Source organism: Ruegeria sp. B32 (assembly GCF_025141855.1).
Classification (GTDB): domain Bacteria; phylum Pseudomonadota; class Alphaproteobacteria; order Rhodobacterales; family Rhodobacteraceae; genus Ruegeria; species Ruegeria arenilitoris.
In genome coordinates this window covers 472,989-496,646 of the sequence record NZ_CP081106.1, presented here as the reverse complement: position 1 = coordinate 496,646, position 23,658 = coordinate 472,989, and the positions used below count along the sequence as shown (strand labels likewise).

At 62.9% G+C, this 23,658-nt stretch carries 24 protein-coding genes and 1 tRNA gene; 14 read left to right on the top strand and 11 right to left on the bottom strand.

From position 1 onward, the window contains the following. Positions 1-46: 46 nt before the first annotated feature. From K3752_RS02660 to K3752_RS02600, 13 genes are all read left to right on the top strand, one after another. On the top strand, positions 47-1,066 hold the full coding sequence (locus tag K3752_RS02660; protein WP_260064777.1) for a TRAP transporter substrate-binding protein: 1,020 nt from the start codon (positions 47-49) through the stop codon (positions 1,064-1,066). A 56-nt stretch (positions 1,067-1,122) separates the two neighbouring features. After that, positions 1,123-1,629: a TRAP transporter small permease gene (locus tag K3752_RS02655; protein ID WP_260064775.1), complete on the top strand. Its 507-nt coding sequence runs from the start codon at positions 1,123-1,125 to the stop codon at positions 1,627-1,629. Then, a complete protein-coding gene (locus tag K3752_RS02650; RefSeq protein ID WP_170340272.1) occupies positions 1,626-2,978 on the top strand; it encodes a TRAP transporter large permease in 1,353 nt (450 codons plus the stop codon). Before K3752_RS02655 ends, K3752_RS02650 begins: the two co-directional genes overlap by 4 nt. Positions 2,979-3,021: 43 nt before the next feature. Next, positions 3,022-5,052, top strand: a complete 2,031-nt coding sequence (gene paaZ / locus K3752_RS02645; RefSeq protein WP_260064773.1) for a phenylacetic acid degradation bifunctional protein PaaZ — start codon at positions 3,022-3,024, stop codon at positions 5,050-5,052. Positions 5,053-5,103: 51 nt separating this feature from the next. Beyond that, positions 5,104-5,904, top strand: coding sequence for a PaaX family transcriptional regulator C-terminal domain-containing protein (locus K3752_RS02640; RefSeq protein WP_170339721.1), 801 nt, complete (start codon positions 5,104-5,106; stop codon positions 5,902-5,904). A 72-nt stretch (positions 5,905-5,976) separates the two neighbouring features. Next, complete coding sequence (locus tag K3752_RS02635; RefSeq protein ID WP_260064770.1) at positions 5,977-7,458, top strand: NAD(P)/FAD-dependent oxidoreductase; 1,482 nt, start codon at positions 5,977-5,979, stop codon at positions 7,456-7,458. After that, positions 7,455-8,429 (top strand): alpha/beta fold hydrolase, encoded by a 975-nt coding sequence (locus tag K3752_RS02630; protein ID WP_260064768.1) that lies wholly within the window; start codon positions 7,455-7,457, stop codon positions 8,427-8,429. The genes K3752_RS02635 and K3752_RS02630 overlap by 4 nt, the downstream gene beginning before the upstream one ends. Positions 8,430-8,500: 71 nt before the next feature. Continuing rightward, positions 8,501-8,577, top strand: a tRNA-Met gene (locus K3752_RS02625). Between the two features lie 232 nt (positions 8,578-8,809). Continuing rightward, on the top strand, positions 8,810-10,189 hold the full coding sequence (locus K3752_RS02620) for an amidohydrolase family protein (RefSeq protein ID WP_260064767.1): 1,380 nt from the start codon (positions 8,810-8,812) through the stop codon (positions 10,187-10,189). A gap of 4 nt (positions 10,190-10,193) precedes the next feature. Then, positions 10,194-11,000: a DUF3299 domain-containing protein gene (locus K3752_RS02615; protein WP_260064765.1), complete on the top strand. Its 807-nt coding sequence runs from the start codon at positions 10,194-10,196 to the stop codon at positions 10,998-11,000. Beyond that, entirely contained in the window at positions 10,997-12,178 is a 1,182-nt protein-coding gene (locus K3752_RS02610; protein ID WP_260064764.1) for a carbohydrate porin, read from the top strand. The genes K3752_RS02615 and K3752_RS02610 overlap by 4 nt, the downstream gene beginning before the upstream one ends. A 52-nt stretch (positions 12,179-12,230) precedes the next feature. Then, a complete protein-coding gene (locus K3752_RS02605; protein WP_260064761.1) occupies positions 12,231-13,241 on the top strand; it encodes a dipeptidase in 1,011 nt (336 codons plus the stop codon). Continuing rightward, positions 13,217-13,483: a hypothetical protein gene (locus tag K3752_RS02600; RefSeq protein WP_260064759.1), complete on the top strand. Its 267-nt coding sequence runs from the start codon at positions 13,217-13,219 to the stop codon at positions 13,481-13,483. The genes K3752_RS02605 and K3752_RS02600 overlap by 25 nt, the downstream gene beginning before the upstream one ends. Here the strand turns inward: K3752_RS02600 and K3752_RS02595 are convergent. The 11 genes from K3752_RS02595 to K3752_RS02545 all read right to left on the bottom strand — a co-directional run bounded on the left by K3752_RS02595 (position 13,480) and on the right by K3752_RS02545 (position 22,484). Continuing rightward, on the bottom strand, positions 13,480-14,592 hold the full coding sequence (locus tag K3752_RS02595; RefSeq protein WP_260064755.1) for an alpha-hydroxy acid oxidase: 1,113 nt from the start codon (positions 14,590-14,592) through the stop codon (positions 13,480-13,482). The two genes, K3752_RS02600 and K3752_RS02595, sit on opposite strands and share 4 nt — an antisense overlap. Then, on the bottom strand, positions 14,592-15,146 hold the full coding sequence (gene comE / locus K3752_RS02590; RefSeq protein ID WP_170365073.1) for a sulfopyruvate decarboxylase subunit beta: 555 nt from the start codon (positions 15,144-15,146) through the stop codon (positions 14,592-14,594). The genes K3752_RS02595 and comE overlap by 1 nt, the downstream gene beginning before the upstream one ends. Next, positions 15,143-15,649, bottom strand: coding sequence for a sulfopyruvate decarboxylase subunit alpha (comD, locus tag K3752_RS02585; RefSeq protein ID WP_170339639.1), 507 nt, complete (start codon positions 15,647-15,649; stop codon positions 15,143-15,145). The genes comE and comD overlap by 4 nt, the downstream gene beginning before the upstream one ends. A 49-nt stretch (positions 15,650-15,698) precedes the next feature. Beyond that, positions 15,699-16,109, bottom strand: coding sequence for a universal stress protein (locus K3752_RS02580; protein ID WP_170340249.1), 411 nt, complete (start codon positions 16,107-16,109; stop codon positions 15,699-15,701). A 22-nt stretch (positions 16,110-16,131) separates the two neighbouring features. Continuing rightward, entirely contained in the window at positions 16,132-17,112 is a 981-nt protein-coding gene (locus tag K3752_RS02575; protein WP_260064752.1) for a zinc-binding dehydrogenase, read from the bottom strand. Further along, the gene (locus tag K3752_RS02570) at positions 17,109-17,870 is read right to left on the bottom strand and encodes an SDR family NAD(P)-dependent oxidoreductase (RefSeq protein WP_170369875.1); all 762 of its coding nucleotides are present in this window, start codon (positions 17,868-17,870) and stop codon (positions 17,109-17,111) included. The genes K3752_RS02575 and K3752_RS02570 overlap by 4 nt, the downstream gene beginning before the upstream one ends. Then, complete coding sequence (gene hisD, locus K3752_RS02565; RefSeq protein ID WP_260064749.1) at positions 17,863-19,170, bottom strand: histidinol dehydrogenase; 1,308 nt, start codon at positions 19,168-19,170, stop codon at positions 17,863-17,865. The genes K3752_RS02570 and hisD overlap by 8 nt, the downstream gene beginning before the upstream one ends. 12 nt (positions 19,171-19,182) lie before the next feature. Then, the gene (locus K3752_RS02560; RefSeq protein ID WP_170340241.1) at positions 19,183-20,511 is read right to left on the bottom strand and encodes a TRAP transporter large permease; all 1,329 of its coding nucleotides are present in this window, start codon (positions 20,509-20,511) and stop codon (positions 19,183-19,185) included. An 11-nt stretch (positions 20,512-20,522) separates the two neighbouring features. Continuing rightward, positions 20,523-21,035, bottom strand: a complete 513-nt coding sequence (locus K3752_RS02555; RefSeq protein ID WP_260064746.1) for a TRAP transporter small permease — start codon at positions 21,033-21,035, stop codon at positions 20,523-20,525. 96 nt (positions 21,036-21,131) lie between these two features. Further along, entirely contained in the window at positions 21,132-22,277 is a 1,146-nt protein-coding gene (locus tag K3752_RS02550; RefSeq protein ID WP_260064744.1) for a TRAP transporter substrate-binding protein, read from the bottom strand. A 24-nt stretch (positions 22,278-22,301) separates the two neighbouring features. Continuing rightward, positions 22,302-22,484 carry a hypothetical protein gene (locus K3752_RS02545; RefSeq protein ID WP_260064742.1) on the bottom strand — a complete coding sequence of 61 codons (183 nt, stop codon included), beginning with the start codon at positions 22,482-22,484 and terminating at the stop codon, positions 22,302-22,304. A 135-nt stretch (positions 22,485-22,619) separates the two neighbouring features. Here K3752_RS02545 and K3752_RS02540 point away from each other — a divergent pair, with 135 nt between their 5' ends. Further along, positions 22,620-23,645 (top strand): LacI family DNA-binding transcriptional regulator, encoded by a 1,026-nt coding sequence (locus K3752_RS02540; protein WP_260064741.1) that lies wholly within the window; start codon positions 22,620-22,622, stop codon positions 23,643-23,645. Positions 23,646-23,658 lie beyond the last annotated feature (13 nt).

Here is a 23,658-nt window from a genome sequence, read left to right as displayed (position 1 = left end):
ACCATTAACGCATTTGTGACTCATGTTTTGGAGGAGGAAACCAGTCATGAAACTCAACGGGATCAAAACGCTGTTGGCGACGGCTGCCTTGGCAGTGTCTGGCAGCGTGGCATTTGCGGCGGATTACACCCTGACGATTTCCAGCTGGGCGCCGCCCACCCACGGGATCAACGCCAAGATGTGGCCCAAATTTGTCGAGATGGTCGAAGAGGCCACCGACGGCAAGGTGACTGCCGAGTTGAAGCTGGGCATCGCCCCGCCCCCGGCTCAGATGGACCTGATCATGGATGGCGCGGCGGATGCGTCGATCATCTTCCACGGCTATCAGCCGGGCCGCTTCGTGACGACCAAGCTGATCGAACTGCCGGGCTATGAAGGCTCGGCCGAGGCCGCCTCGGTCGCCTATTGGCGCGCTTACGACAAATACCTGAAGGCCGCCGACGAACACCGCGGCGTCAAGGTCATTGCCCTGCACACCCACGGCCCCGCCCAGCTGCACACAAGCAGCCCGGTTACCTCGATGGACCAGATCTCGGGCCTCAAGGTGCGGATCCCCGGTGGCGTCGGTGGCGATGTGGGCACCGCACTGGGTGCGACCGGCATCCAGGTTCCGGCCCCCAAGGTCTATGAAACACTGGCCTCGAAGGCCGCCGACGGCGTTGTCATGCCGTTCGAATCGCGCAAGGGCTTCAAGCTGACCGAAGTGGCCCCGAACGTCTATGAGATGCCGGGCGGCCTGTATCGCGGGTCGTTTGCCTTCATCATGAACGAGGACACCTTCGCCGACCTGCCCGAGGACATCCAGAAAGCGCTGGAAGAAAACGTGTTCGGCGAACCGCTGAGCCGCGAGATCGGCAAGATCTGGGACGAGATCGACGCCATCGGCCGTGAAGCGACCGAAAGCACCGAGGGCAATGCGATCCACGAAGCCGCTGCCGAGGACATGGAGAAATTCTCGACGATCGCCGAGGACGTGCGCGCCAAGGTTATTGCCGAAGTCAACGAAGCCGGCGTCGATGCGCAAGCCGCCTATGACATGATCAAGTCGGAAATGTCCTCGAACTGATCCCTGATGCGGGGCGGCACTGGCCGCCCCCACCCAGCCCCTTCCGGAGCCAACCGATGACCCCTCTCATCCAGCTTGTACGGCGCGCCAGCGTCCTGCCGGTGATCGTCGCCTGCACGGCCCTGTTCATCCTGATGGTGATGACCTTCTGCGACGTGATCCTGCGGTCGGTCTTCAACGCGCCGATCGAGGCCGCCACCGAACTGACGCGCATCCTGATGGCGATTCTGGTGTTCTCGGTACTGCCCATCATCTCGGTCACCAACGGGCATATCGCCGTGGACCTGACCGACGGTATCTTCCACCGCCTGCGGCTCAGCCGGCTGCGCGACGCGGTGATCTATATCATCAGCGGCGTCATGTTGTACTGGCCGGTCCAGCGCGTCTGGATACTGGCCGAACGCGCCCGCGACTATGGCGATGTCACCGAATACCTCAGCATCCCGACCTACCTCGTCGGCTGGTTCATCACTGCGTCGGTGGCGATCACCGCCGTGGTGATGATCATCACCGGACTGCTGCACCTGTTTGCCCCCAAGACCCTGACGGAATCCACTCAATGACCGCTGCCCTCATCGGATTTGCCCTTGTCCTGATACTGGTGCTGATGCGCCTGCCCATCGTCTTTGCCATGGGGCTGGTCGGCACGTTGGGTTTTGCCTATGAACGCGGCGGCTCGATCTTTGACGAGCGCGGGCTGAAGGCCGCGATGTCGATGGTCGGCCGCCAGATCACCGATACCGCGCAGGATTACGGCCTGTCGGTCGTGCCGCTGTTCATCCTGATGGGCCTGTTCGTCAACAAGGGCGGCATGGCGCGCGAGCTTTATGCGGTTTCCAACGCCTTTCTGGGTCACATGCGTGGCGGCATCGCCATGGCGACAGTCGCGGCCTGCGGCGGGTTCTCGGCCATCTGCGGATCGTCGCTGGCCACCGCCGCGACCATGTCCAAAGTCGCGATGCCGCAAATGCGCCGTTATGGGTATTCCGACGAACTGTCGACCGCCTCGATCGCCGCAGGCGGCACGCTGGGCATCCTGATCCCGCCCTCGGTCATCCTTGTCATCTACGGGCTGCTGACCGAAACCTCGATCGGCAAGCTGTTCATGGCCGGCATCATCCCCGGCATTCTGGGCATCCTGTTCTACCTGTTCGCCGTGCGCTGGACCGTGTGGCGCAACCCGGAGGCCGGCCCGGCCGGTGAGCGCGCCAGCTGGGGCGAGCGCATCAGCGCGCTGGGGTCCGTTTGGGCGGTGCTGCTGCTGTTCTTCCTGGTGATCGGCGGGCTGTATGGCGTGTTCGATTTCGAACCACTGAACCTGACCTTTTCGCCGACCGAGGCCGCAGGCATGGGCGCCGCCGGGGCTTTTCTGATCGCGCTGTTCCGCGGCGGGCTGACCGTGGGATCGACCTTTGAGGTGCTGAAGGAAACCTGCTTTACCGCCGCCGCGCTGTTCGCGGTGCTGATCGGCGCGCAGATCTTTTCGAACTTCATCAACCTGGCCGGCCTGCCCGAGGCGCTGATCGCCATGGTCACCGCCTATGACGTGGCACCTTTCGTTGTGATCCTCATGATCCTGGGCATCTACATCATCCTGGGCTGCGTGTTCGAATCCCTGTCGATGCTGCTGCTGACGGTTCCGATCTTTTTCCCGCTGGTGACCTCGCTGGGCTATGACCCGATCTGGTTCGGCATCGTCGTGGTGGTGGTGACCGAGATTTCGCTGATCACCCCGCCGGTGGGCCTGAACGTGTTCATCCTGAAAGGCGTGGTGGGCGACGTCTCGACCGGAACGATCTTTCGCGGCGTGACCCCATTCTGGGTGGCCGACATCTTCCGCCTGGCGCTGATCGTTTTGGTTCCGATCGTGGTTCTATACCTGCCGCAACAGATGGGCGCGCTGGGTCACTGAGCACATTTCGCCGCGCAAGGCGGCCCCAATACAGGAGCATTTCATGTCTCTGAAACAGATTTCCAGTTTCGCCGCGGGCCAGTGGGTTGCGCCCGGCGCCGGGGCCCGCACCATCGCCTCGGCCATCACCGGAGAGCCCTTTGCCACCGCTGGCAACGACGCGCTGGACGTGCAGGCGATGCTGGCCCATGCCCGCGATGTGGGCGGGCCTGCCCTGCGCCGGCTGACGTTCCATGAACGCGCCAAGATGCTCAAGGCGCTGGCGCAGGCCTTGTCGGAACGCAAACAGGCGCTCTATGACCTGAGTTTTGAAACCGGCGCCACGCAGAAGGATCACCTGATCGACATCGACGGCGGTATCGGCACCATGTTCGTCTTTGCCTCGAAAGGGCGGCGCGAGATGCCCGACGGCCATGTCTATCTGGATGGCGATGTCGAGCAACTGTCGCGAAACGGCACCTTCCTGGGCCAGCATGTCTGCACCCCGCTGCAAGGGGTCGCGGTGCATATCAACGCCTTCAATTTCCCGGTCTGGGGCATGCTGGAGAAACTGGCCCCCACCCTGCTGGCCGGGGTTCCGGCGATCGTGAAACCGGCCACCAACAGCTGCTATGTCACCGAGTTGGCCGTGCGGATCATGCTGGATAGCGGCATCCTGCCCGACGGCGCACTGCAGCTGGTCTCGGGCGGGCTGGGCGACATGCTGGATCATTTGACCTGTCAGGACGTGGTCAGCTTTACCGGCTCGGCCGACACCGCGATGAAGCTGCGGCAGAACCCGGTGATCGTGACCAACTCGGTGCGGTTCGTGGCCGAGCAGGACAGCCTCAACGCCTCGATCCTTGGCCCCGACGCGGCACCCGGCACGCCCGAATTTGACCTGTTCGTCAAGGAAGTCGTGCGCGAGATGACGACGAAGGCCGGGCAGAAATGCACCGCTATCCGCCGCATCATCGCCCCCGAGGCGCAGGTCGAGGCGCTGATCGCCGCGATCTCGGCCAAGCTGGCGCAGACCACGATCGGTGATCCGCGGCTGGACGGCACGCGTATGGGCGCGCTGGTCTCAAACGGGCAGAAGGCCGACGTTCTGGCCAAGGCCAGCCTCATCGGGCAGGAGGCACAGCGCGTATTCGGCGACCCCGACGCGTTCGAGGTGGTCGGCGCCGATGCCGAAAAAGGCGCCTTCGTGCCGCCAATGCTGTTTTACTGCGCCGATCCTGACGCCGCCCGGCACGTGCATGACACCGAGGCGTTCGGCCCGGTCTCGACCATCATGGGCTATCGCGATCTGGACCACGCCATCGCGCTGGCGAATCGCGGCCAGGGGTCTCTGGTCACCTCGCTGATCACCCATGACCCCGAGGTCGCGCGCCAGGTGGTGATGGGCGCTGCCGCCTTCAACGGGCGGATCTATATCAACGACCGCGACTCGATGCAGGAATCCACCGGCCATGGCTCGCCCCTGCCGCACATGGTTCATGGCGGCCCCGGCCGCGCCGGCGGCGGTGAAGAGATGGGCGGCGTGCGCGGCGTGAAACACTACATGCAGCGCACGGCCCTGCAGGGCTCGCCCCGGATGCTGGCGACGATCGGCCGGAAATGGATCCCCGGCGCGCCCGAGATCCAAGGCCCCGCGCACCCCTTCACCCGCAAATTCACGGAACTGCAGATCGGCGAGACGCTGCACACGGCGCCCCGGACCATCACGCTGGACGACATCGAACATTTCGCCCATTTCACCGGCGACACATTCTACGCCCACATGAACGAGGACGCAGCGGCCAGAAACCCGTTCTTTCCGGGCCGGGTGGCGCATGGCTATCTGCTGCTGAGTTTTGCCGCCGGCCTGTTCGTCGAGCCGAACGAAGGGCCGGTGCTGGCCAATACCGGGCTGGACGGCCTGCGCTTCATGAAGCCGGTGGTGGCCGGCGACAGCATCAAGGTCCGCCTGACGGTCAAGCAAAAGACTCGCCGCACCGACGAATATGGCGAGATGCGCTGGCACGTGACCCTGACCAATCAGGATGACGAGAAGGTCGCCGAATATGAACTGCTGACCATGAACGCCTACTGAGCGCGCGGCAAAGTGTTTTTCTTGCACAGCCGGGCCGGATAGACTGGGCGCATGACCAACGCGCATCCGTGGTTCACTCAGGCTGTGGCCGAACTGGCCGACCCGCAGAATCAGCGGGTCTGGTCGATCATCGTGTCGCTGTTCGGCGACATGGCGCAGGAGCGTGGCGCCAAGATATCGGGCGGGGCGCTGGGCCGCATCATCGAACCGATGGGCATCAAGCCCGAGGCGATCCGCGTGGCCCTGCACCGTCTGCGCAAGGATGGCTGGATCGAAAGCGACCGGGTCGGGCGCGTCTCGATGCATTTCCTGACCGAATATGGCCGCACGCAATCGGCCCGGGTCACGCCGCGCATCTATGCGCGTGACCCTGCGCCGGATACGCCGCTGCACCTGCTGATCGCCGAGGATGGCACCGGCACCCGGCTGCTGGAAGACATCCTGCTCAGCCACGATTACACGCCGATCGGGCGCAACATCGCGTTGGGACCGGGGTCACCGCCCGTGGACCAGGACGAGTTGCTGATCCTTGAGGTCACCGCCCGCTCGGTTCCGCGATGGGTGCATGAAAAACTGTTCCCGCCAGATCTGCGCGCGGCTTGCCGGTCCCTGCACGAGGCCGTGCGCCACGTGTCCCAAGGCCGCCCGGCCAGTTGGGAGCCCACGCCCTGTCAGATCGCCACGCTGCGCACGTTGATCGTGCATCGGTGGCGGCGCGTCGTTCTGCGTCTACCCGACCTGCCCGACAGTTTCTGCCCGCCGGACTGGACCGGCCCGGCCTGTCGCGCGCAGGTGTTCCGCCTGCTGGACCAACTGCCGCGCCCCCTGCCCGAGGATCTGAACCAAGACTGACCCCACGGCAGGTTTTCCTGAAACGCGGTTTGACCCTATCCTGACCTTGTACCTTTGGGAGGAGGTGCAGGCATGACCCACGACATCGACATGCTGATTGTAGGGGCCGGGTTCTCGGGACTGATCATGGCGATCGAAGCCCGCAAACGCGGCATCCACAACATCGCGATCCTTGAAAAAGCCGACGACATCGGCGGCACATGGCGAGAGAACACCTATCCCGGCGTGGCCTGCGATGTGCCCTCGCACCTGTATTCGATGGCCACCCATCCGAACCCGGACTGGACCCGAGCCTATGCAGGCGGGGCCGAAATCTGGGACTACATGCGCCGCGTTGCGCGTGACGAAGGGCTGTACGATCTGTGCCATTTCCACACCGAACTGAAGTCGGCCCGCTGGGACGGCACGCATTGGCAGGTCGAGACGACCGGCGGCGCGCAGTGGACGGCACGGTTCCTGGTGTCGGCCATCGGCGCCCTGCACATCCCCAGCACTCCCGAGATCCCGGGAGCAGCGGGCTTTCCGGGTCCGGCATTCCACTCGGCCCAATGGGACCACACGATTCCGCTGCAGGGCAAACGCATAGCAGTTGTCGGCACCGGCGCGTCCGCCGTTCAGTTCGTGCCGGAAATCGTCAAATCCGCCGCCCATGTCACCATCTTCCAACGCAGCGCGCCTTACGTTCTGCCGCGTCCCGACGGGCCGATTGCGCCCTGGGTCCGGCACCTCTATCGCCGCATTCCGCTGCTGCCGCGCATCCGCAGGCAGTTCATCTACTGGCTGTTCGAATTCCGCCACCGCGTATTTCGCGGCGAAAAACGCGCGGTCGACTTTGCCATGAAGATGTGGCGCAAAGGGCTGGAGGAGGCCATATCCGACCCCGAGATGCGCCGCATTCTGACACCGGACTACCGGATCGGCTGCAAGCGCGTCCTCAGCTCGAACGACTGGTACCCGGCACTGGCCCGCGACAATGTCAGCGTGATCCCGCATGGGGTCGAGCGGATCGAAGGATCCGAGATCATCGCGACCGATGGCAGTCGGACGGCGGCCGACATTCTGATCTGGGGCACAGGATTTCATGTGACGGACGCGGTCCAAAGGCTGGATATCCGCGGCGCGAACGGACTGAGCCTGCAAGACGCCTGGGCCGACGGCATGCAGGCCAATCTGGGCACCGCCATTGCCGGGTTTCCCAACTTTTTCATCCTGCTGGGTCCGCATACCGGGTTGGGTCACAATTCGGTCGTTCTGATGATCGAAGCGCAAGTTGCCCATATCGGCCGGGTGCTGGAGGAGATGCGGCGCGCGGGTCTGCCCGCGATTGTTCCAAACGCTGACCGGCAGGCCGACTTCACCCGTGAAATGCAGGAACGACATACTGACAGTGTCTGGCAGGCCGGCGGATGCACTTCGTGGTATCAGGACGCACAGGGGCGCAATACGACGCTGTGGCCCGGCACAGTTTCGGAATTCCGCAAACGTCTGGCGAAGGCCGGGCTCGAGCATTACCATCCCGTTGATCCCGCCCAGACCAAAGGACCGCCGACATGACCACCCTGCTGACCATTGCGCTGATCATCGGCGCCGCGTTGATCCTGATGCATCTGTGGACCCGGCGCCTGACGCGGTTGGGAGCCCAAACCGTGCCTCAGCCCGGGCAGATCCTGCCGGTGAATGGCGGTTCGATCCATTATGTCGAACAGGGCGATCCAGAGAAGCAGACGGTGGTTCTGATCCACGGGCTGACCGGCCAGTTGCAGCACTTCACCTATGCCATGACCGACCTTCTGGCCGACGACTTTCACGTCATCGCGGTTGACCGGCCCGGGTGCGGGTATTCGACCCGCGACCACGCGCGGCTGGCCACCCTGCCGGAACAGGCGCGGATGGTCCACGAATTCCTCGAAGCCAAGGGCGTATCGCAGGCCATTCTGGTCGGACACTCGCTCGGGGGCGCGGTGTCGCTCGCCATGGCGCTGGACAATCCTGAGCGGGTTCGGGCGCTGGCCCTGCTGGCCCCGCTCACACATCGGGTACCCAGCACACCCGCCATCTTCAAGGCGTTGGAGATCCGGACCGAATGGCTGCGCAGCCTGATCGCCAACACGATCGCTGTTCCCCTGGCGAAAACCACGGCGCCGCATGTGATCGGCGAGGCGTTCGCCCCTGAACCGGCCCCGAGTGATTTCCTGAACCGCGCCGGTGGCGCCTTGGGGCTGCGCCCGTCAGCCTATATCACCGGATCGCAGGATCTGGCGGGCGTGGACGCCAGCATCGATGCCCAATCCCAACGCTACCACGAACTGAAGGTAGGGGGCGGCATCCTGTACGGGGCCGAAGATCCGATCCTGTCACCCAGCCAGCAAGGCGCACCGATGGTGGAATACGGGCTGAGCTTTGAACAGCTCGAGAACCGCGGCCACATGATCCCTCTGACCGCACCCGAGGCCTGCGCAGAGTTCGTCCGCCGCGTGGCCAACGCTTCGCAATCGCCGTCGAAACCCGCCAACACGGCCGGATGAAGAATCCCGCAATTTCGTGGCATTTCCCTCTTGACCCTCTTCGGCCCCTCCCTTAAATCGCCTCTCACCGTGGCGGAGTAGCTCAGTTGGTTAGAGCAGCGGAATCATAATCCGCGTGTCGGGGGTTCAAGTCCCTCCTCCGCTACCACTTCCTTGAAATCCTCGAGTTGGGCCTTTGGCCGCGTCCGCTTGGCCAGTCGCGGTTATCATCGACTGCCGCTTATACCCTCATGCCACCCGTCTGCATCAAGCGGTTTGGCCAAACGGCCTGTTCCCCTCTCCAATTGTCGACCCCGCAGGTTTGACTTTGGATCGCCGGCCCTATCATATTCAAATCTAGGATTATGATAGCCAAACAGGCACAAGCGGGAGGAACAGTGATGAAACGTCTATACCTTGGAGTGGCCTGTGCCCTCAGTCTCGCTTGGCCGGCGGCGGCCCAAGATGAAAAACCACTTCAAACACTGTTCACCAACGTGCATGTCTTCGACGGCACAAGCGAACAACGCATCGAAAACGCCAGTGTTCTGGTCGAAGGGAATCTGATCAAAACGGTTTCGACCGAAGCGATCGACGCCCCAGACGCCACGATTATCGACGGTGAAGGGCGCACACTGACACCCGGGTTCATCGAGAACCACGCGCATCTCATGTTGATGGGGCCAAGTCTCAGCGCCATGGAAGCCAATTCGACATGGGAGGATTTCGGAATCCATGCCACAAGGATGGCCGAAATGTATCTGATGCAGGGTTTCACAACGGTCAGGGATGCAGGCGGGGCCAACGGTGGACTTCGCCGGGCTATAGACTCGGGTCAGATTCCAGGGCCACGCTATTATCCGTCGGGCGCTTTTCTAAGCACTCGTGGAGGCCACGCCGACTTTGGCAACTTCACTGCACCTCCGGGGACGGACACCAATTTCAGCCGCCTGAACATGGCACAGGAAATCAGCGGCGTTGACGACGTTTACAAATTCGGACGCAACAACTTCCGGATGGGCGCGACCCAGCTCAAATTCATGCAATCGGGCGGTGTCGTTTCGGCCTTCGACCCTTGGCAGTTGCTGGCCGGATCGCCAGAAGAGATCAAAGCCGCCGTGCAGGTCGCGAATGAATATGGCAGCTATGTCATGGCGCATTCTTATCGGAAGGAAGCAATTCTGGGTGCGCTCGACGCGGGCGTGATGTCCATCGAACACGGATTTTCGTTCGACTGCGAAATCGCTGAAAAGATGAACGAAATGGGCGCGTATATCACGACCAATCTCACAGCGTTCGATCCCGGCCTTTTGGATATTCCGGCGGTCAAGAACCAACCATCGAGCCTTGCCAAGGCAATCTCGGCTTCGGCGACTTTCGAGAACTACATCCCGAACATGAAGGAATGCCCGGTCAAGCGCGGGTTCCAGACAGATTGCGTAGGCACAGTCGAAGCCTGCAACATCCAGATCGCGTATGAAAAACACCTGAACAACGAATTCTTCGGCCCCTATCAGTCAATGGTCACACTGACCTCGATCGGAGGCGAGATCGCCCAGTTGTCCGGCGATTTCACCAATCCCTACACCGCCGGTAAGCTTGGAGTGATCGAGGAAGGCGCTTATGCAGACATCCTGCTGATCGACGGCAACCCGCTCGAAGATTTCTCGGTCGTGGGTACAGGCGATCAGTTGTTCGGTGCGGATCCGCGGCCTGACAGCCCCGAGACCATCCGCCTGATCATGAAGGATGGCGTGATCTACAAAAATACGCTCAACTAAGGCCATGATGAGGATTCGCGGTCGGGGCCGCCATGACAAGCCCGCCTTTTTGAACTCCGTCCGAACTCTGCTGATTGCGGCGACGCTTAGCTTGGGTGCGGGCGCGCCGTCTTGGGCTGGCCTCTCGATTGGTTGGGACGATCTGCCCGACCCGACCGTCCAGACCTTCGAAGACCCCTATCGCGATCTCAGCCCCGAGCAATTCGACGACGTCCTGTTCGTCGTGCGACTGCGTGGCCGGCTGCAGCAGGATGTCGGAACGGACGAGGACCACCAGAAGTGGCAGGAGCTTCTGCACGAGACCGAGGACGCGCTGGCCGCGGGCGGTGTCGACGTGGATTGGCTGCTGAGTCAACGCCAGGTCGTGACCGAACGCAGGGAAAAAGCAGCCACGCTTGGCAACCCCTTGTATGACGGGCAAGAGGTCACGCTGTCCGGTTTCGCCATTCCGGCCCCGGCGGACGCGGACGGGCGATCTGTTGTCTATCTGGTGCCCGAACGGGGCATGTGCAGCCATATGCCGCCGCCGCCGCCGAACCAGATGATCCGTGTGATGCTGGATGCCGACTGGGTTCCCAGCTATGTCCACGAACCCGTCCGCCTGACGGGGCGTCTGACGATTTCACCGACCGATCACCAGATGGTGGTGGTGGACGGGCTGATGCCGATGCGCGCCACGTTCCAATTGGAGGCAGACAAGGTCGAGACGCTACAGAACCGCACCGACGGGCTGGAGTGGAGCGAGGACCCGACAGATATTCTTCGGGCCGCGGGGCGGCGCAAAACCGGTGGTCAGGCGGCCTCGGAATGATCCGACGGATTGCGCTGGTGCTGGCGGCCCTTGTCTGGGCTTCGGGTGCGGTCGCTCACGGATTGTCAGGTCCCTCGTCGGTGAATGCCGAGCTCGACCCCGGAGACGGCTTGACCGATCCGCAATTCCGGTCGGATTTTCCACGCAATATCGCGCCTGGATGGTTTGCCTGGAAGGATCGTCTGGCCAAAGACGGGTTCCGTTTCAACATTGACTATCTGGCCCTTGGGCAAACGACGGATGCCGACCTGGGCGCCGGCGAAGCCGCCAGCGGAATTGCCCGTTTCTATGGCAGCTGGCAGGCAACCGAACAGGGTTCGTTGACCTTCAAGGTCGAACACCGGCACAGCTATACCGATGTCGCTCCGCAGTTTCTGGGCCTGGACGGAGGCGCGCTTTCGATCACGGGAACCGCCTTCAACGACACCGGTTTGCTGCTGACGAACCTGTTCTGGTCGCAGAGGGCCGCGGACGGGTCGTGGACGCTGCAATTCGGTCAGATCGACGTGACCGACTTCGTCGACATCTATGGCCTTGTCAGTCCCTATAGCGGTTTCCAGAACCTGTCGTTCAACACCAATCCGACAATAAACGCCCCCAACCCCGGGTTGGGTCTTGCCGGGGGCGTCCGGCTGGGCAGCAATTTCTATGCTGTGGCCAGTGTCGCCGACGCAAACGCCGATCCGTCCGATCCGAACTTCGACGTTTTCAGCGACGGCAACCTCTTCAAATCGCTCGAGCTGGGCTACACGTCGGGCTTTGATCGGATCTACTTCGACAACATCCACCTGACCCTCTGGCACGCGGATGCAGCCGATGACGGCAGCCGGGCCGAAGACTATGGCGCGGCCTTCTCCGCCGCGTGGTTCGTGGGCAACCAATGGATGCCGTACCTGCGCGCCGGCGTGGCAAAGGGAACGGCGGCGCTGTATGATCGGTCCCTGTCAGCCGGCGTCGGGTACTACGGCCGGAACACCGATCTGGCTGGGCTGGGGCTGAACTGGGCCGAAGCCCGTGGCATCGACGGCGATCAGTTCACCCTCGAGGCTTTCTACCGGTTTTCGATTTCGCCCGGCCTGCAGATCACGCCGTCGGTGCAGTTCATCTCGAACCCACTGCTGAACCCCGGCCAGGACAACGTGGCCCTGTTCGGCCTGCGGACAAGGCTCGTGTTCTGACGCTGGCCGGGTCTGCCCACTTGAGGCAATGCAACCCATGGAAAGACACTCGATGAAGCCACTGATGACTGCAGCCGCAACTGTCCTGACAATCGCCGCACCCGTTCACGCCAGCGAAGAGAGCAAGACCTGGGACGCATCGGACGAAGCCAGGCAGTTTGTGCAGGACACGATCGTACTGGGCATGCTGGCCAGCCCCTACGGAACCGGCTGGACCGAAGACGAACAACTGCACACCTACTTCCAACGCGCCCGGGACAACGGCATCACCGGCCATGAAATGACGTTGGCCGCCGCTGACTTGTCGTTCGACACGTTGCTTGAACAGCACTATCACTTCCGCGCCGCCATGGCGCAGCAGCCCGAGAATTATCTGATCGTGAATGAAACACGCGATATCGAGGCCGCGCATGCTCAGGGCAAGACGGCTGTGATCTGGAACAGCCAAACGGCAACGGTTCTGGATGGCGACCTCAAGAAGATGGCCCTGCTCAAGGACATGGGGATCAAAAGCATGATCCTGGCCTACAACGACATTTTCCGAACCGGTTCAGGGCAGTTGGCAGCTTACAACGGACGGGACATCGGTCTGACCCCATGGGGCAAATCCGTGATCGATGAGATGGTGCGCTTTGGCATCCTGCTGGACCTTAGCCACACCGGGTCGAAAACGGCCAACGACGCGATGGACTACATGGACGAGAACTATCCCGGCGTGCCCTATGTCTACACCCACTCGGTTCCGGCAGGGCTCTATGCGAATGAGCCCAACGCCACGACCAAGGGCTGTTACCGAGCCATCCCGGACGACGAGGCACTGCGAGCAGCCAAGTCCGGAGGATACATATCGCCCACATTCACAGAATGGATGATGGACGGGGTATGGCCCGAAGACATCTCACCCAAGCAAGCCGCCGATATGATCGACTATTATGTCCAACTTGTCGGCGTCGACCATGTCGGGATTGCGACGGACGACATGTTTTCAACCGAACTTGTCGTTCAGTTCGCGACCGCGAATGCCAGCATGTATCCAGCATGTATGACGACGGCGGCTACATGATTGACGCGTTCAACAAAGGTGCAACCGGGAATGGTGAATTGGCCAAGATCCTTGCCGCGACAACCGACGATCTGTGGGCGCGAGGCTATTCAAACGAGGACCTCGCCAAAATCTACGGCGGCAACAAAATGCGCGTCTATGCCCAGGTATGGGAGGGCAAGCCGCCCGGACGGTTTTTACAGGAATACCCGGAACGCCTGCGGATGAGGCAGGAGTTCCAGAACCTGTTCCACTCGCGCTAGTCCCCATCCGGTCGTTGAATCTCTGACAAGGTGCTGACACCGATCTGGGCCATGGCGATGTCCATCTCTTCGGACAGCACCGCCCACAACCGGTGCAAACCGGCCTCGCCGCCCGCCGCGACGGCGAATTGCAGGATCCGCCCGAAGAACAGGAAATCGGCACCAGCCATGAGCGCCTTGAGCGCATCTTCTCCGGACCGCAGGCCACTGTCATAAAACAGCGGATAGTTGTCGCCGACCGCAGCGCGGATCTGCGGCAGGACCGAGATCGGCGCGGGCGCGCTCTCCAACTGGCGGGCGCCGTGGCTCGAGACCTGGATGGCGTCGACTCCGGCAGCCTTCAGTGCAACCGCGTCTTCGACGTGCAGCACGCCCTTGACCACCAGCTTGCCCGGCCACCGGTCGCGCAACCTTGCCAGCGTGTCCCAATCGGCCATTGCACGGCTTTCTGTGCGGTCGAACGCGAACCCCTCCATCAGGAAATTCGCCATCTGCGGTTTGCCCTTCAGCAAGGTCGAGATCGACCAGCGCGGGTGCAGCGCGAAATCCAGAAACTGCCACGGCCCGACCCGGAACGGCATACGGAAGCCGTGGCGCAGTTCGCGCGGGCGGCGGCCGACTTCGGGCACGTCAACCGTCAGGATCAGAGTCTTGTAGCCCGCGGCCCTTGCCCGATCGACCAGCTTGAACGTGCCGTTGCCATCGCCGCTGAAATACAGCTGAAACCAGGCATGGCCCCGGGCCTCTTCGATCAGCGCCTCCATCGGTGTCGAGGCCACCGTGGAAACGCCCAGCGGCACCCCGTATTGCGCCGCCAGCCGCGCCAGCATCAGGTCGGCGCCCGGAGCTGACAGGTTGCACATGCCCATGGGCGCGATACCGAAGGGCCTGTCGGCTGGTTGCCCGAATACGCGGGTTGCCAGTGACCGGCTACTGACATCGCGCAGGATCCGGGGCTGCAGGGTCATGGCGTCCAGCGCCGCGCGGGTGCGCCGGGCCCCAGCCTCGGACCCGGCGGCCCCGTCGATATAGTCGAACACCATCCACGGCAGACGCCGCCGGGCCAACCGGCGGGCATCTTCGGCGCTGTGGATGGCGCTTGCGCCCATCAGGCCTGAACGGCCTTCATGAAGCGGTCGCGGATGACGACCGGGTCCATCGTGATCGGCGGCATCTTGGCGTTGCCGCTTTCACATTTGCTGACGATGATGGTCATCTGGCGGGCGTCCAGCGCTTCTTGCAGCACGCTGCCGGTCTCTTCGGCCTGGCATTCGATCACGCGCTCGCAGCCCGCCGCCTCGGCCATCTTGGCCAGCGAGGTCTTCTGCCCCGCATAGGTCGGCTGATCTCCGGTCGAGCCGTACGAGCCGTTGTCGATGATCAGCAGGATGTAGTTGTCGGCCACGTTGTTGGCGATGGTCGGCAGCGTCCCCAGATTGGTCAGGATCGAGCCGTCGCCGTCGATGACGATCACCGGTTTCGGCTGGGACAGCGCCAGCCCCAGACCGATGCTCGAGGCCAGGCCCATCGTGCCCAGCATGTAGAAATTGGTGGGCTGATCGTCGATGGCATGCAGTTCCTGGCTGGGGATGCCGATATTGCACACGACCAGTTGGTCACGCAGGATCGGGGCGATTTCCTTCAGGATTTCAGAACGGATCATTGGTCGCCATAGCCTCCCCAGAAATTGGCGTCGGTCAGGATCGCGACGGGCTTGTTGCACATGAAGGTGTATTTCAGGATCGCGTCCAGTTCGGCCACGTCTTCCTGATGGTGGAAATGGTAGGTCGGGATGTGCATCTGCGCCAGCAGGGCCTTGGTGTGAACGGCCATCTCGACCTGGCAGGCGATGGGCTCGCGCAGTTCGCCCCGGTACGAGATCAGCATCGGCAGCGGCATCCGGTAATACTGAATCAGCGTCGCCAGCGTGTTGATCGTGACCCCGATCGCGGTGTTCTGCATGATGATCGCGGGGCGCTTGCCGCCCATCCAGGCCCCGGCGCACAGGCCCATGCCTTCGTCCTCTTTGTTCGAGGGGATGTGGTAGATGGAGTCGTGGGCGTCGATCTCGGCGATGACGCCGGCCAATTGCTTGCACGGCACCGTGGTGACGAACGAGATGTCGTTGGCCACCAGATCTTCGGTGATCTTCTTGTCTATGTTCATGTCGAAACTTCTGTTCCTGGGTTTGGGCGCCGAGGGCGCGATGGACGGGTCAGGCCCTGCGGTGGACGTGGACGGCACATTTTGCATGCCGCACCACGCGCGACGCGGTGGAGCCAAGGAAATAATCGGTCAGTCCGGGACGGTGCGAGCCGATGACGACGCAATCGAACCCGTGGTCGTTGGCATAGTCGATGATCGTGCGCGCGGTGTGGCCTTTGACCAGTTCGGGCTTTACGTCCGTAAGGCCTTCCAGCTTGTTCATCAGGACTTCGCGGGCGCGGGCAAAGCCATCGGCCACGGCATCCTTATCCAGATAGACGCTGACCGAGCCCTGCGGCATCTCATAGACATGCAGCGCCACGATCTCGGCGGATCCGCCGCCCAAGGCGCGGGCAATCTCGAGCGTTTGTGGCGAAATGCCGTGGTCAAGCGCCATGGGGACAAGAATTTTCTTATACATGGTTACCTCCAGTTCCGGGCAGTCAGGCCCACGGGGACAGCACGATTTTCGGAACCGCGACCTCGCCCGAGCGTAGCTGGGCAAAGGCCCGGGCGCCATCGGCCAGATCGCGTTCTTCGATCCAGTCCAGAGGGCCCAGAGCGCCGTCAAAGATGGCCTGCGCGGTCTGACGGAAATCCTGCGCGGTATAGGTGTAGGTTCCGATGAAGGTGATCTCTTGCAGGGTCATGCGTCGCACATCCAGCCCGCCGGCGTCCTCGCCCAGGCCCACATGCGCGATCACCCCGCCGGGTTGGGCCCGTTCCGAGGCAACCGCACGGGTGGCGGCAAAGCCCACGGCGTCGACCACGATCGGGAAATCGCCTTGCGCTTCGGGTACGACCTTGGCGCTATCCAGCCTTTGCAGGAACGTCCGCCGCAGGTCGTTGGGTTCGACGATGGTCACATCCACGACATCCATCGCCCGCAGCGCCAGCGCCGCCGCAAGGCCAATCGCCCCACCCCCGATCACCAGCGCACGACGCTCCATCGCCGGGTGCAGCGCCTCGAGCGCGAGGCGCGCGGCATGCCAACTGACGGCCAGCGGCTCAGCCAAGGCGGCCTTGGCGAAGGGCACGTGATCCGGCACCTCGACCAGATTGTCCCAAGGCATCGAAACATATTGAGCAAAGGCGCCTTCGCGCGGGGGCATCGAGATGATCTGGCGGTCGGGGCACAGGTTTTCCCGTCCCGCCTGGCAGGTCGGGCACTGCTCGCAATTTACAAGCGGATTGATCGTGACCCGCGTTCCGTCTTTGGGGCCGCCGATCACTGTGCCCGCCGCCTCGTGCCCCAGGATCAAGGGCGCTGGGCGGCGCGCATCATGGCCCAAGTAGGCATGCATGTCGGACCCGCAGATCCCAGCGGCCTCGACCCGGATCAGGTGCTCGCCCGGTTGCGGCGCGGCGTCCGGTACGTCGCGATAGACCAGCTGTTCGACACCTTCATAAACCAGAGCTTTCATTTCGCCGTGAACCCCCCGTCAACCATCAGGATCTGCCCGGTGACATAGTCGGATGCCTGCGAGCACAGAAAAAGGATCGGCCCGTCGATGTCTTCCATACGGCCATTGCGACCGATGCATGTCTGCGCCGCGTTGCGGGCCGCGCGGGCGGAGTCATTGAACACCGCCTGCGTCAGCTCGGTCGGAAAGAAGCCCGGGCCGATGGCGTTGGCGGTAATCCCGTGCGGCGACCAAGCCTCGGCCATGGCGCGGGTTAGCTGGGCGATCCCGCCCTTGCTGGCCCCATAGGCGATCCCGCCGGGAAAGGCCCGCGTCGTCTGCAGCGACGCGAAATTCACGATCCGGCCCCAACCACGCGCCTTCATCGCAGGCACCATGGCCTGGCTGAGGAAGAACGGCGCACCGAGGTTCAGGCCCAGCGTCGCATCCCAGCCTTCCGGTGTGACATCATCGGCGGCCTGTCGCGTGTTCACCCCGGCGGCATGAACCACGATATCCGGCGCGCCGAACGGGGCCGCGATTTGTTCGACCAGCCTTGGCAGGCCTTCCCTGTTGGCCACGTCACCTGCGACAACCGCAGCGCTTGAACCGATCTCGGCCTGCAACTCGGCCAATGCCTCGGCCCGGCGGGCAACGCCCACCACCCGCGCGCCCGCAGCCGCCAGCACCTGCGCAACGCGCCGGCCCAGCCCCGAACTGGCGCCCGTGACGCAGGCCACCCGGCCGGTCAGATCGAACAGGTCGAGGGGGTCATTCATCTGCGGTCAGGTCAAAATTTTCGTCCGGGAAATACTTGGCCAGACGCACATCGGCCGCGCGGGCGTGGCCCTCCATCCCTTCCAGACGCGAAATCCGCGCAGTCGCCTCGGCGATGGGTTTCGAACCCTCGCGCGTCGCCCGCTGCCAAGTGACGATCTTCATGTATTTGTGCACGCTCAGCCCGCCGGTATAGCTGGCCGCGCCCGATGTGGGCAGGACGTGGTTCGTACCGGTGGCCTTGTCGCCATAGGACACGGTCGTTTCTTCGCCCAAGAACAACGATCCATAACAGGTCAGTCGATCCAGCCACCAATCCAGATCCGCGGCCTGCACGGTCAGATGCTCGGGGGCGTAATCGTCGGAACACGCGGCCATCTCTTCGCGGTCCGCGCACAGGATCACCTCGGCATAGTCGCGCCAGGCGGCGGCGGCGTTGTCGCGGTTCAGCTCGGGCAGATCGGCGATCAGGGTCGGAACCAGCTCCATCACCCGCGTCGCCAGATCGCGGTCATCGGTCACCAGCCAGACGGGCGAGTTGTAGCCATGCTCGGCCTGACTGACCAGGTCGGTGGCCACGACGAAGGGGTCGGCCGTGGAATCCGCCAGAATCAGGCTGTCGGTCGGGCCCGCGATCATGTCGATGCCGACCTTGCCGTACAGAATGCGCTTGGCCTCGGCCACGAACTGGTTGCCCGGCCCCACAAGGATGTTGGCGCGCGGCAGCCCGAACAAGCCATAGGTCATGGCGGCCACGCCTTGCACGCCCCCCATGGCCAGGATGCTGTCAGCGCCACTGATATGGGCGGCGTAGACGATCGCCGGGGCCACGCCCTCGCCCGGGCGGGGCGGTGAACAGGCGGTGATGTGACGGCACCCCGCCACTTTGGCGGTGGTCACGGTCATGATGGCGCTGGCGATGTGGCTATACCGCCCGCCGGGCACATAGCAGCCCGCCGCATCGACCGGGATGGCCTTTTGCCCCGCGATGAAGCCCGGCACGATTTCCAGCTGCACATCCGACACGGTGGCCTTCTGCGCCTCGGCAAAGCGGCGCACGTTGTCCTGGGCAAAGCGGATGTCGGCCTTGAGCTTCTCCGGCACCCGGGCGCAGGCGGCGTCGATTTCCGCGGGGGTCATCAGCACGTTGCCCTCGAACTTGTCGAACTTGGCCGCGTATTCCAGCGCCTTGGCGTCTCCGCCGGCCTCGATGTCGGCCAGGATGGTCTTGACCGTGTCATGCACCTCGGACGCGTGGGATTGTGCGGTCAGGGTGGCCTTCTTGAGGTATTCACGCGGCATGTTCAGAAGATCCTATTGGTAGATTTCAGGAAGCAAAGTGGTCGACAGCGCCGGAACGTAGGCGATCAGGATGACGACGATCAGCATGGTCAGCACGAAGGGCACGGCGCGGGCCGCGATCTTGAGGATGGATTCACCCGTGATCCCCGACACCACGAACAGGTTCAACCCCAGTGGCGGCGTGATGAAGCCAACGCCCAAGGCGGTGATCATCATGATGCAGAACTGGATCTCGTTCATGCCGATGTTGTCCGCCAGCGGTTTCAGGATCGGGGCCAGGATGACGATGTTCGGTGTCGTCTCCATGACGCAGCCGGCCGCGATCAGAATGCCGATCATCAGCAGGATCAGCAGGAACGGATCCTCGGTCAGCGAGGTCACCGAGGCCACGAAGCCCTGCGGCACGCCCATGATCGCCAGCGCCTCGGCCAGCGGGGCCGAGAAGGCGATGATCGGCAGGATAACCCCGTTCACCTTGGCCGAGCTGACCAGCATCGACGGGAAGTCCGCCAGCGTCAGCGTGCGCAGGATGAACCCCATGATGATGGTGACGACGACGGCGGTCGCGCCGGCCTCGGTCGGGGTCAGGCGACCCGAAAAGATGCCATAGAAGATGATGCCCGGCACGATGAAGGCGTACCAGCCCGATTTCAGCGCCTTACCCAGATTGGCCAGCCATTCGCCCATGGTCATCATGCCGCCGCCCTCATAGGCATAGAGACGGTTCATGATGATGTTGGTCACGAGAATCGAGATCAGGATCGCAAGCCCCGGGATCAGAGCGGCCAGAAACAGGGTCGAGGCCGAGATACCCAGCACGAGCCCGATGATGATATAAGCGATCGAGGGCGGGATCAGGATGCCGGTACAGGCCCCCGCCGCCACCAGCGCACAGGCATAGGGGCGCGGATAGCCGCTTTCGACCAGTCGGTTGATCGTCATCCGACCCACCGCCGCCGCGCCTGCCGCGTCGGACCCCGAAATGGCCGCGAACATGCCGCAGACCAGAACCGTGGCCGAGCCGAACCCGCCCTTGGCAAAACAGGTCAGCGCCTCGGCCACATCCAGAAACTTGCGCGACAGCCCGGTGCGCACCAGCACGTCACCGGTCAGGATGAACAGCGGCACCGCGGTCAGGGCAAAGGCGTCGATGCCGGTGAACAGGCTTTCGCCCACAAGGCTCAGCGGCAGATCGCCCGACATGATCAGCATCACGATCGCGGCCGAGCCGATTGCGGCCCAGACCGGAACCGCCAGCGCGATCAGGCCGACGAACAGGATCACGGGCAGGTAGAAATCCCAGCCCAGTTCGACCGTTTGATTGAGAGAACTCCAAAGCATCCGGTTTCTCCTCAGTCAAACAGCTTGTCGCCTTCGAAGACGGGCGTGCCGTCACGAAGACTTTTGATATCGTTCATCAACGATTGGATCAGGCGCCAGATCATCAGGGCAAAGCCCGTAGGCACCGCCATCAGGAACCACACCTTCGACACCCGCAGCCCGTCAGTGACCGACCCGAACTTGGCCGAGACATGCACCGCCTCGTAGGACCAGTAGAGCGCGATCACCGCCACCGCGAACATCACCAGATCACCGAAGATATACAGCACCGCCTTGGGCCGGGGGCCGAGGTAATGCATGATGACGTCGATCCGGATATGGGCGCGTTCCTTGACCGCCGCCGCTGCGCCGATCCAGGCCAGATAGATGAAGGAATAGCGGACGATCTCCTCGCCCCAGATCGAGGAATAGGTGAAGATCTCGCGCCGCAGCACCTCGATTGCCATCGTGATGACCAGCATCACGTAGAACACCAGCAGCAGCCAGCGTTCGGCGTTGCGGTCTATGGTTTTGAATAAGGACATCGCTTCCCTCGGCAAGGCTGGGGGGATGGGCCTGAAGGATCAGGCCGCGCAGGTCTGGAAAGGGCGGGCGCGCTTCCGACGCCCGCCCGGTCCGTATCAGGCGTCGTGGACGTAGTATTTGCCTTGGGTTCCGGCCGCTTCGACCAGCTTTTCGAAGGCGTCCATCGACCCGGCCAACTCGGTCTTGAAGGGGTCCCACTCCGAGCGCTGATAACCGCCGGTCTCCTGCCACTCGGCCAGTTGGTCGTCGGTCAGCGAGTGGAACTCGACTCCGGCCTTGTTCAACTCGGCCATGGCATGGGCGCGGGCCGAGGGGACCTTGGCCAGGTTCTGGTGGCTGGTCATCTCCGAGCCCCACATGATGCCCTCTTGCACGTCGGCCGGCATCGAGTTGAACCATTCCAGGTTGCAGGAATAGACCTGGCTGTCCGGCACCGCCTGGGTGAAGGTGACGTGAGACAGAATGTCCTTGAAGCCAAACACATAGAGCGCGCCGACCGACGGGTCGAGCGCATCCGCCACGCCCTGCTTGATGGCCGAGGGGGTCTCACCCCAGGCAACGGGCGTCGGGTTGGCACCGACCATGCGGTAGTATTGCTGCAGCATCTTGGACCCGGGGACGCGGAATTTCACGCCGCTCATGTCCGAGGGGGTGATGATGGCATTTCCTCCTTGGCGCACGGCCACGACGCGCGGGTCGATCACGACATAGAACAGCGCCTTGAAGCCAGCGGCCTCGACCTTGGGGTGCACTTCGTTCTTCCAGGTGTCGGAATGCACCAGGTTGGTGAACCGTTGGTTCGAGCCGCACAGATACGGCATGTTGATCAGGTCCACGGTCGAAGCGAAGGGTGCGAAGTTCGACAGCGAATGCTGCGCGGCCTGGATGGTTCCGCCCTGAACCTTCTGCACCAACGCGCCGCCCGCGCCCAGCTGCCCGCCCGGGGCCAGCTTGACATAGACCTTGCCGTTGGTTGCGTTCTGGATGTTCTCCTTCAGGTCCAGCTGCATGATCGGATAGCTGCGCGAGGCGCCCAGCACATAGGCCGTGGCCACCGTCATCACATGCTCGGCAGCTTGTTCGCGCTCTTTTTCCTCCTTGGCGGTCTGCGCCGCGGCCTCGGATGACCACAACACGCCTCCCGCGCCCGCCACGATTGCCGCCGTGAACGCGCCGCCGGCGCTCAGCTTCAGGAAATTGCGGCGTTCAGCTGACGCCAGTTCCATTTGATCTTTGTTCATTGATTGCCCTCCCATTGGAAAAATTCAGCCGCCGTTCTCCTCGCGCGCGGCCTCTTTTTTCAGAATTGCGACAACGAACAGGATCGACGCCGCGAACAGAACCAGCATCTCGCCCACATCCCCAAGAAACGCGCGGCCTTCAAACGCACCCAGCGCCACGTTCGCGAAATAGACGACGAAGACGATGGCGGATGCGGCAAGGAACATGTTCGGGACTCCGGGTAGAATCGGCACTGATGCCATTTGTAAGCGCTTACATAGAAAATGCAAGCGCTTACATTTCACCTTTCATTGCCAATCCGATCCGGTTAGAATTGAAGAGAACAAAGATTAGGTTTGGAAATGTCGAAGCTGAAGCCCGCCCCGACACTGGATGACGTTGCCAGAAGGGCAGGCGTTTCCACGGCTACGGTCTCGCGTTGCATCAACACCCCGGACAGGGTGGTCGAAGCGACCCGAAAACGCGTGCAATCGGCGATCGAGGCCTTGGGCTATACACCGAATTTCGCGGCTCGGGTCATGGCGGCCAAGCGCACGTTTACCATTGGCGCGATCATCCCGACGATGGAAAACGCCATCTTTGCGCGCGGCTTGCAGGCCTTTCAGGAAGAGCTGCACCAACATGGCTATACGCTTCTGGTATCCAGTTCGGCCTACAAACCGTCAACCGAAGAAGAGCAGATCCGAACTCTGGTCGCCCGCGGCGCCGATGGCCTGCTGCTGATCGGTCACGACCGGGCGCCGCGCATCTACGAATTTCTTGAACACCGCGAAGTTCCGGCGCTGGTTGCGTGGTCGTTTTCCCCGGACGGGCGTCTGCCCTCCATTGGATTCGACAACCGGGCGGCCATGTACGAGCTGGCGAAAAGGGTCCTCGACCTCGGACACAGACGGCTTGCGGTGATATCCGGCATTACCCACGGCAACGACCGCGCGCGCCTTCGACTGGACGGCGTGCGCGACGCTGTTCGGCAGCACGGGCTTGACCCCCAGGTGCTTCAGGTCATCGAGACCCCGTACGAGATCGAACACGGCGCAGAAGCCTTCGCGCGTCTCATGTTGCAGGACACGCCGCCGACGGCTGTCATGTGCGGCAACGATGTGTTGGCCGCCGGCGCTTTGCTCAGGGCTCAGGACATGGGGTTGAAAGTGCCGCAGGATGTCTCGATCACCGGGTTCGATGACATCGAACTGGCCCGGATCCTGCGCCCGGCGCTGACGACCGTGCACGTGCCGCATCGGGAAATGGGTAGAAAAGCCGCCAAGGCATTGATCGAAATGGTAGAAAAAAGGGCCCCTGCGGCCGGTGAACACTTGTTCACGCATATCGTCGAACGACAGTCCTTGGGTCCTGCCAACTCGGGGTGATCCGCGTGCCGGG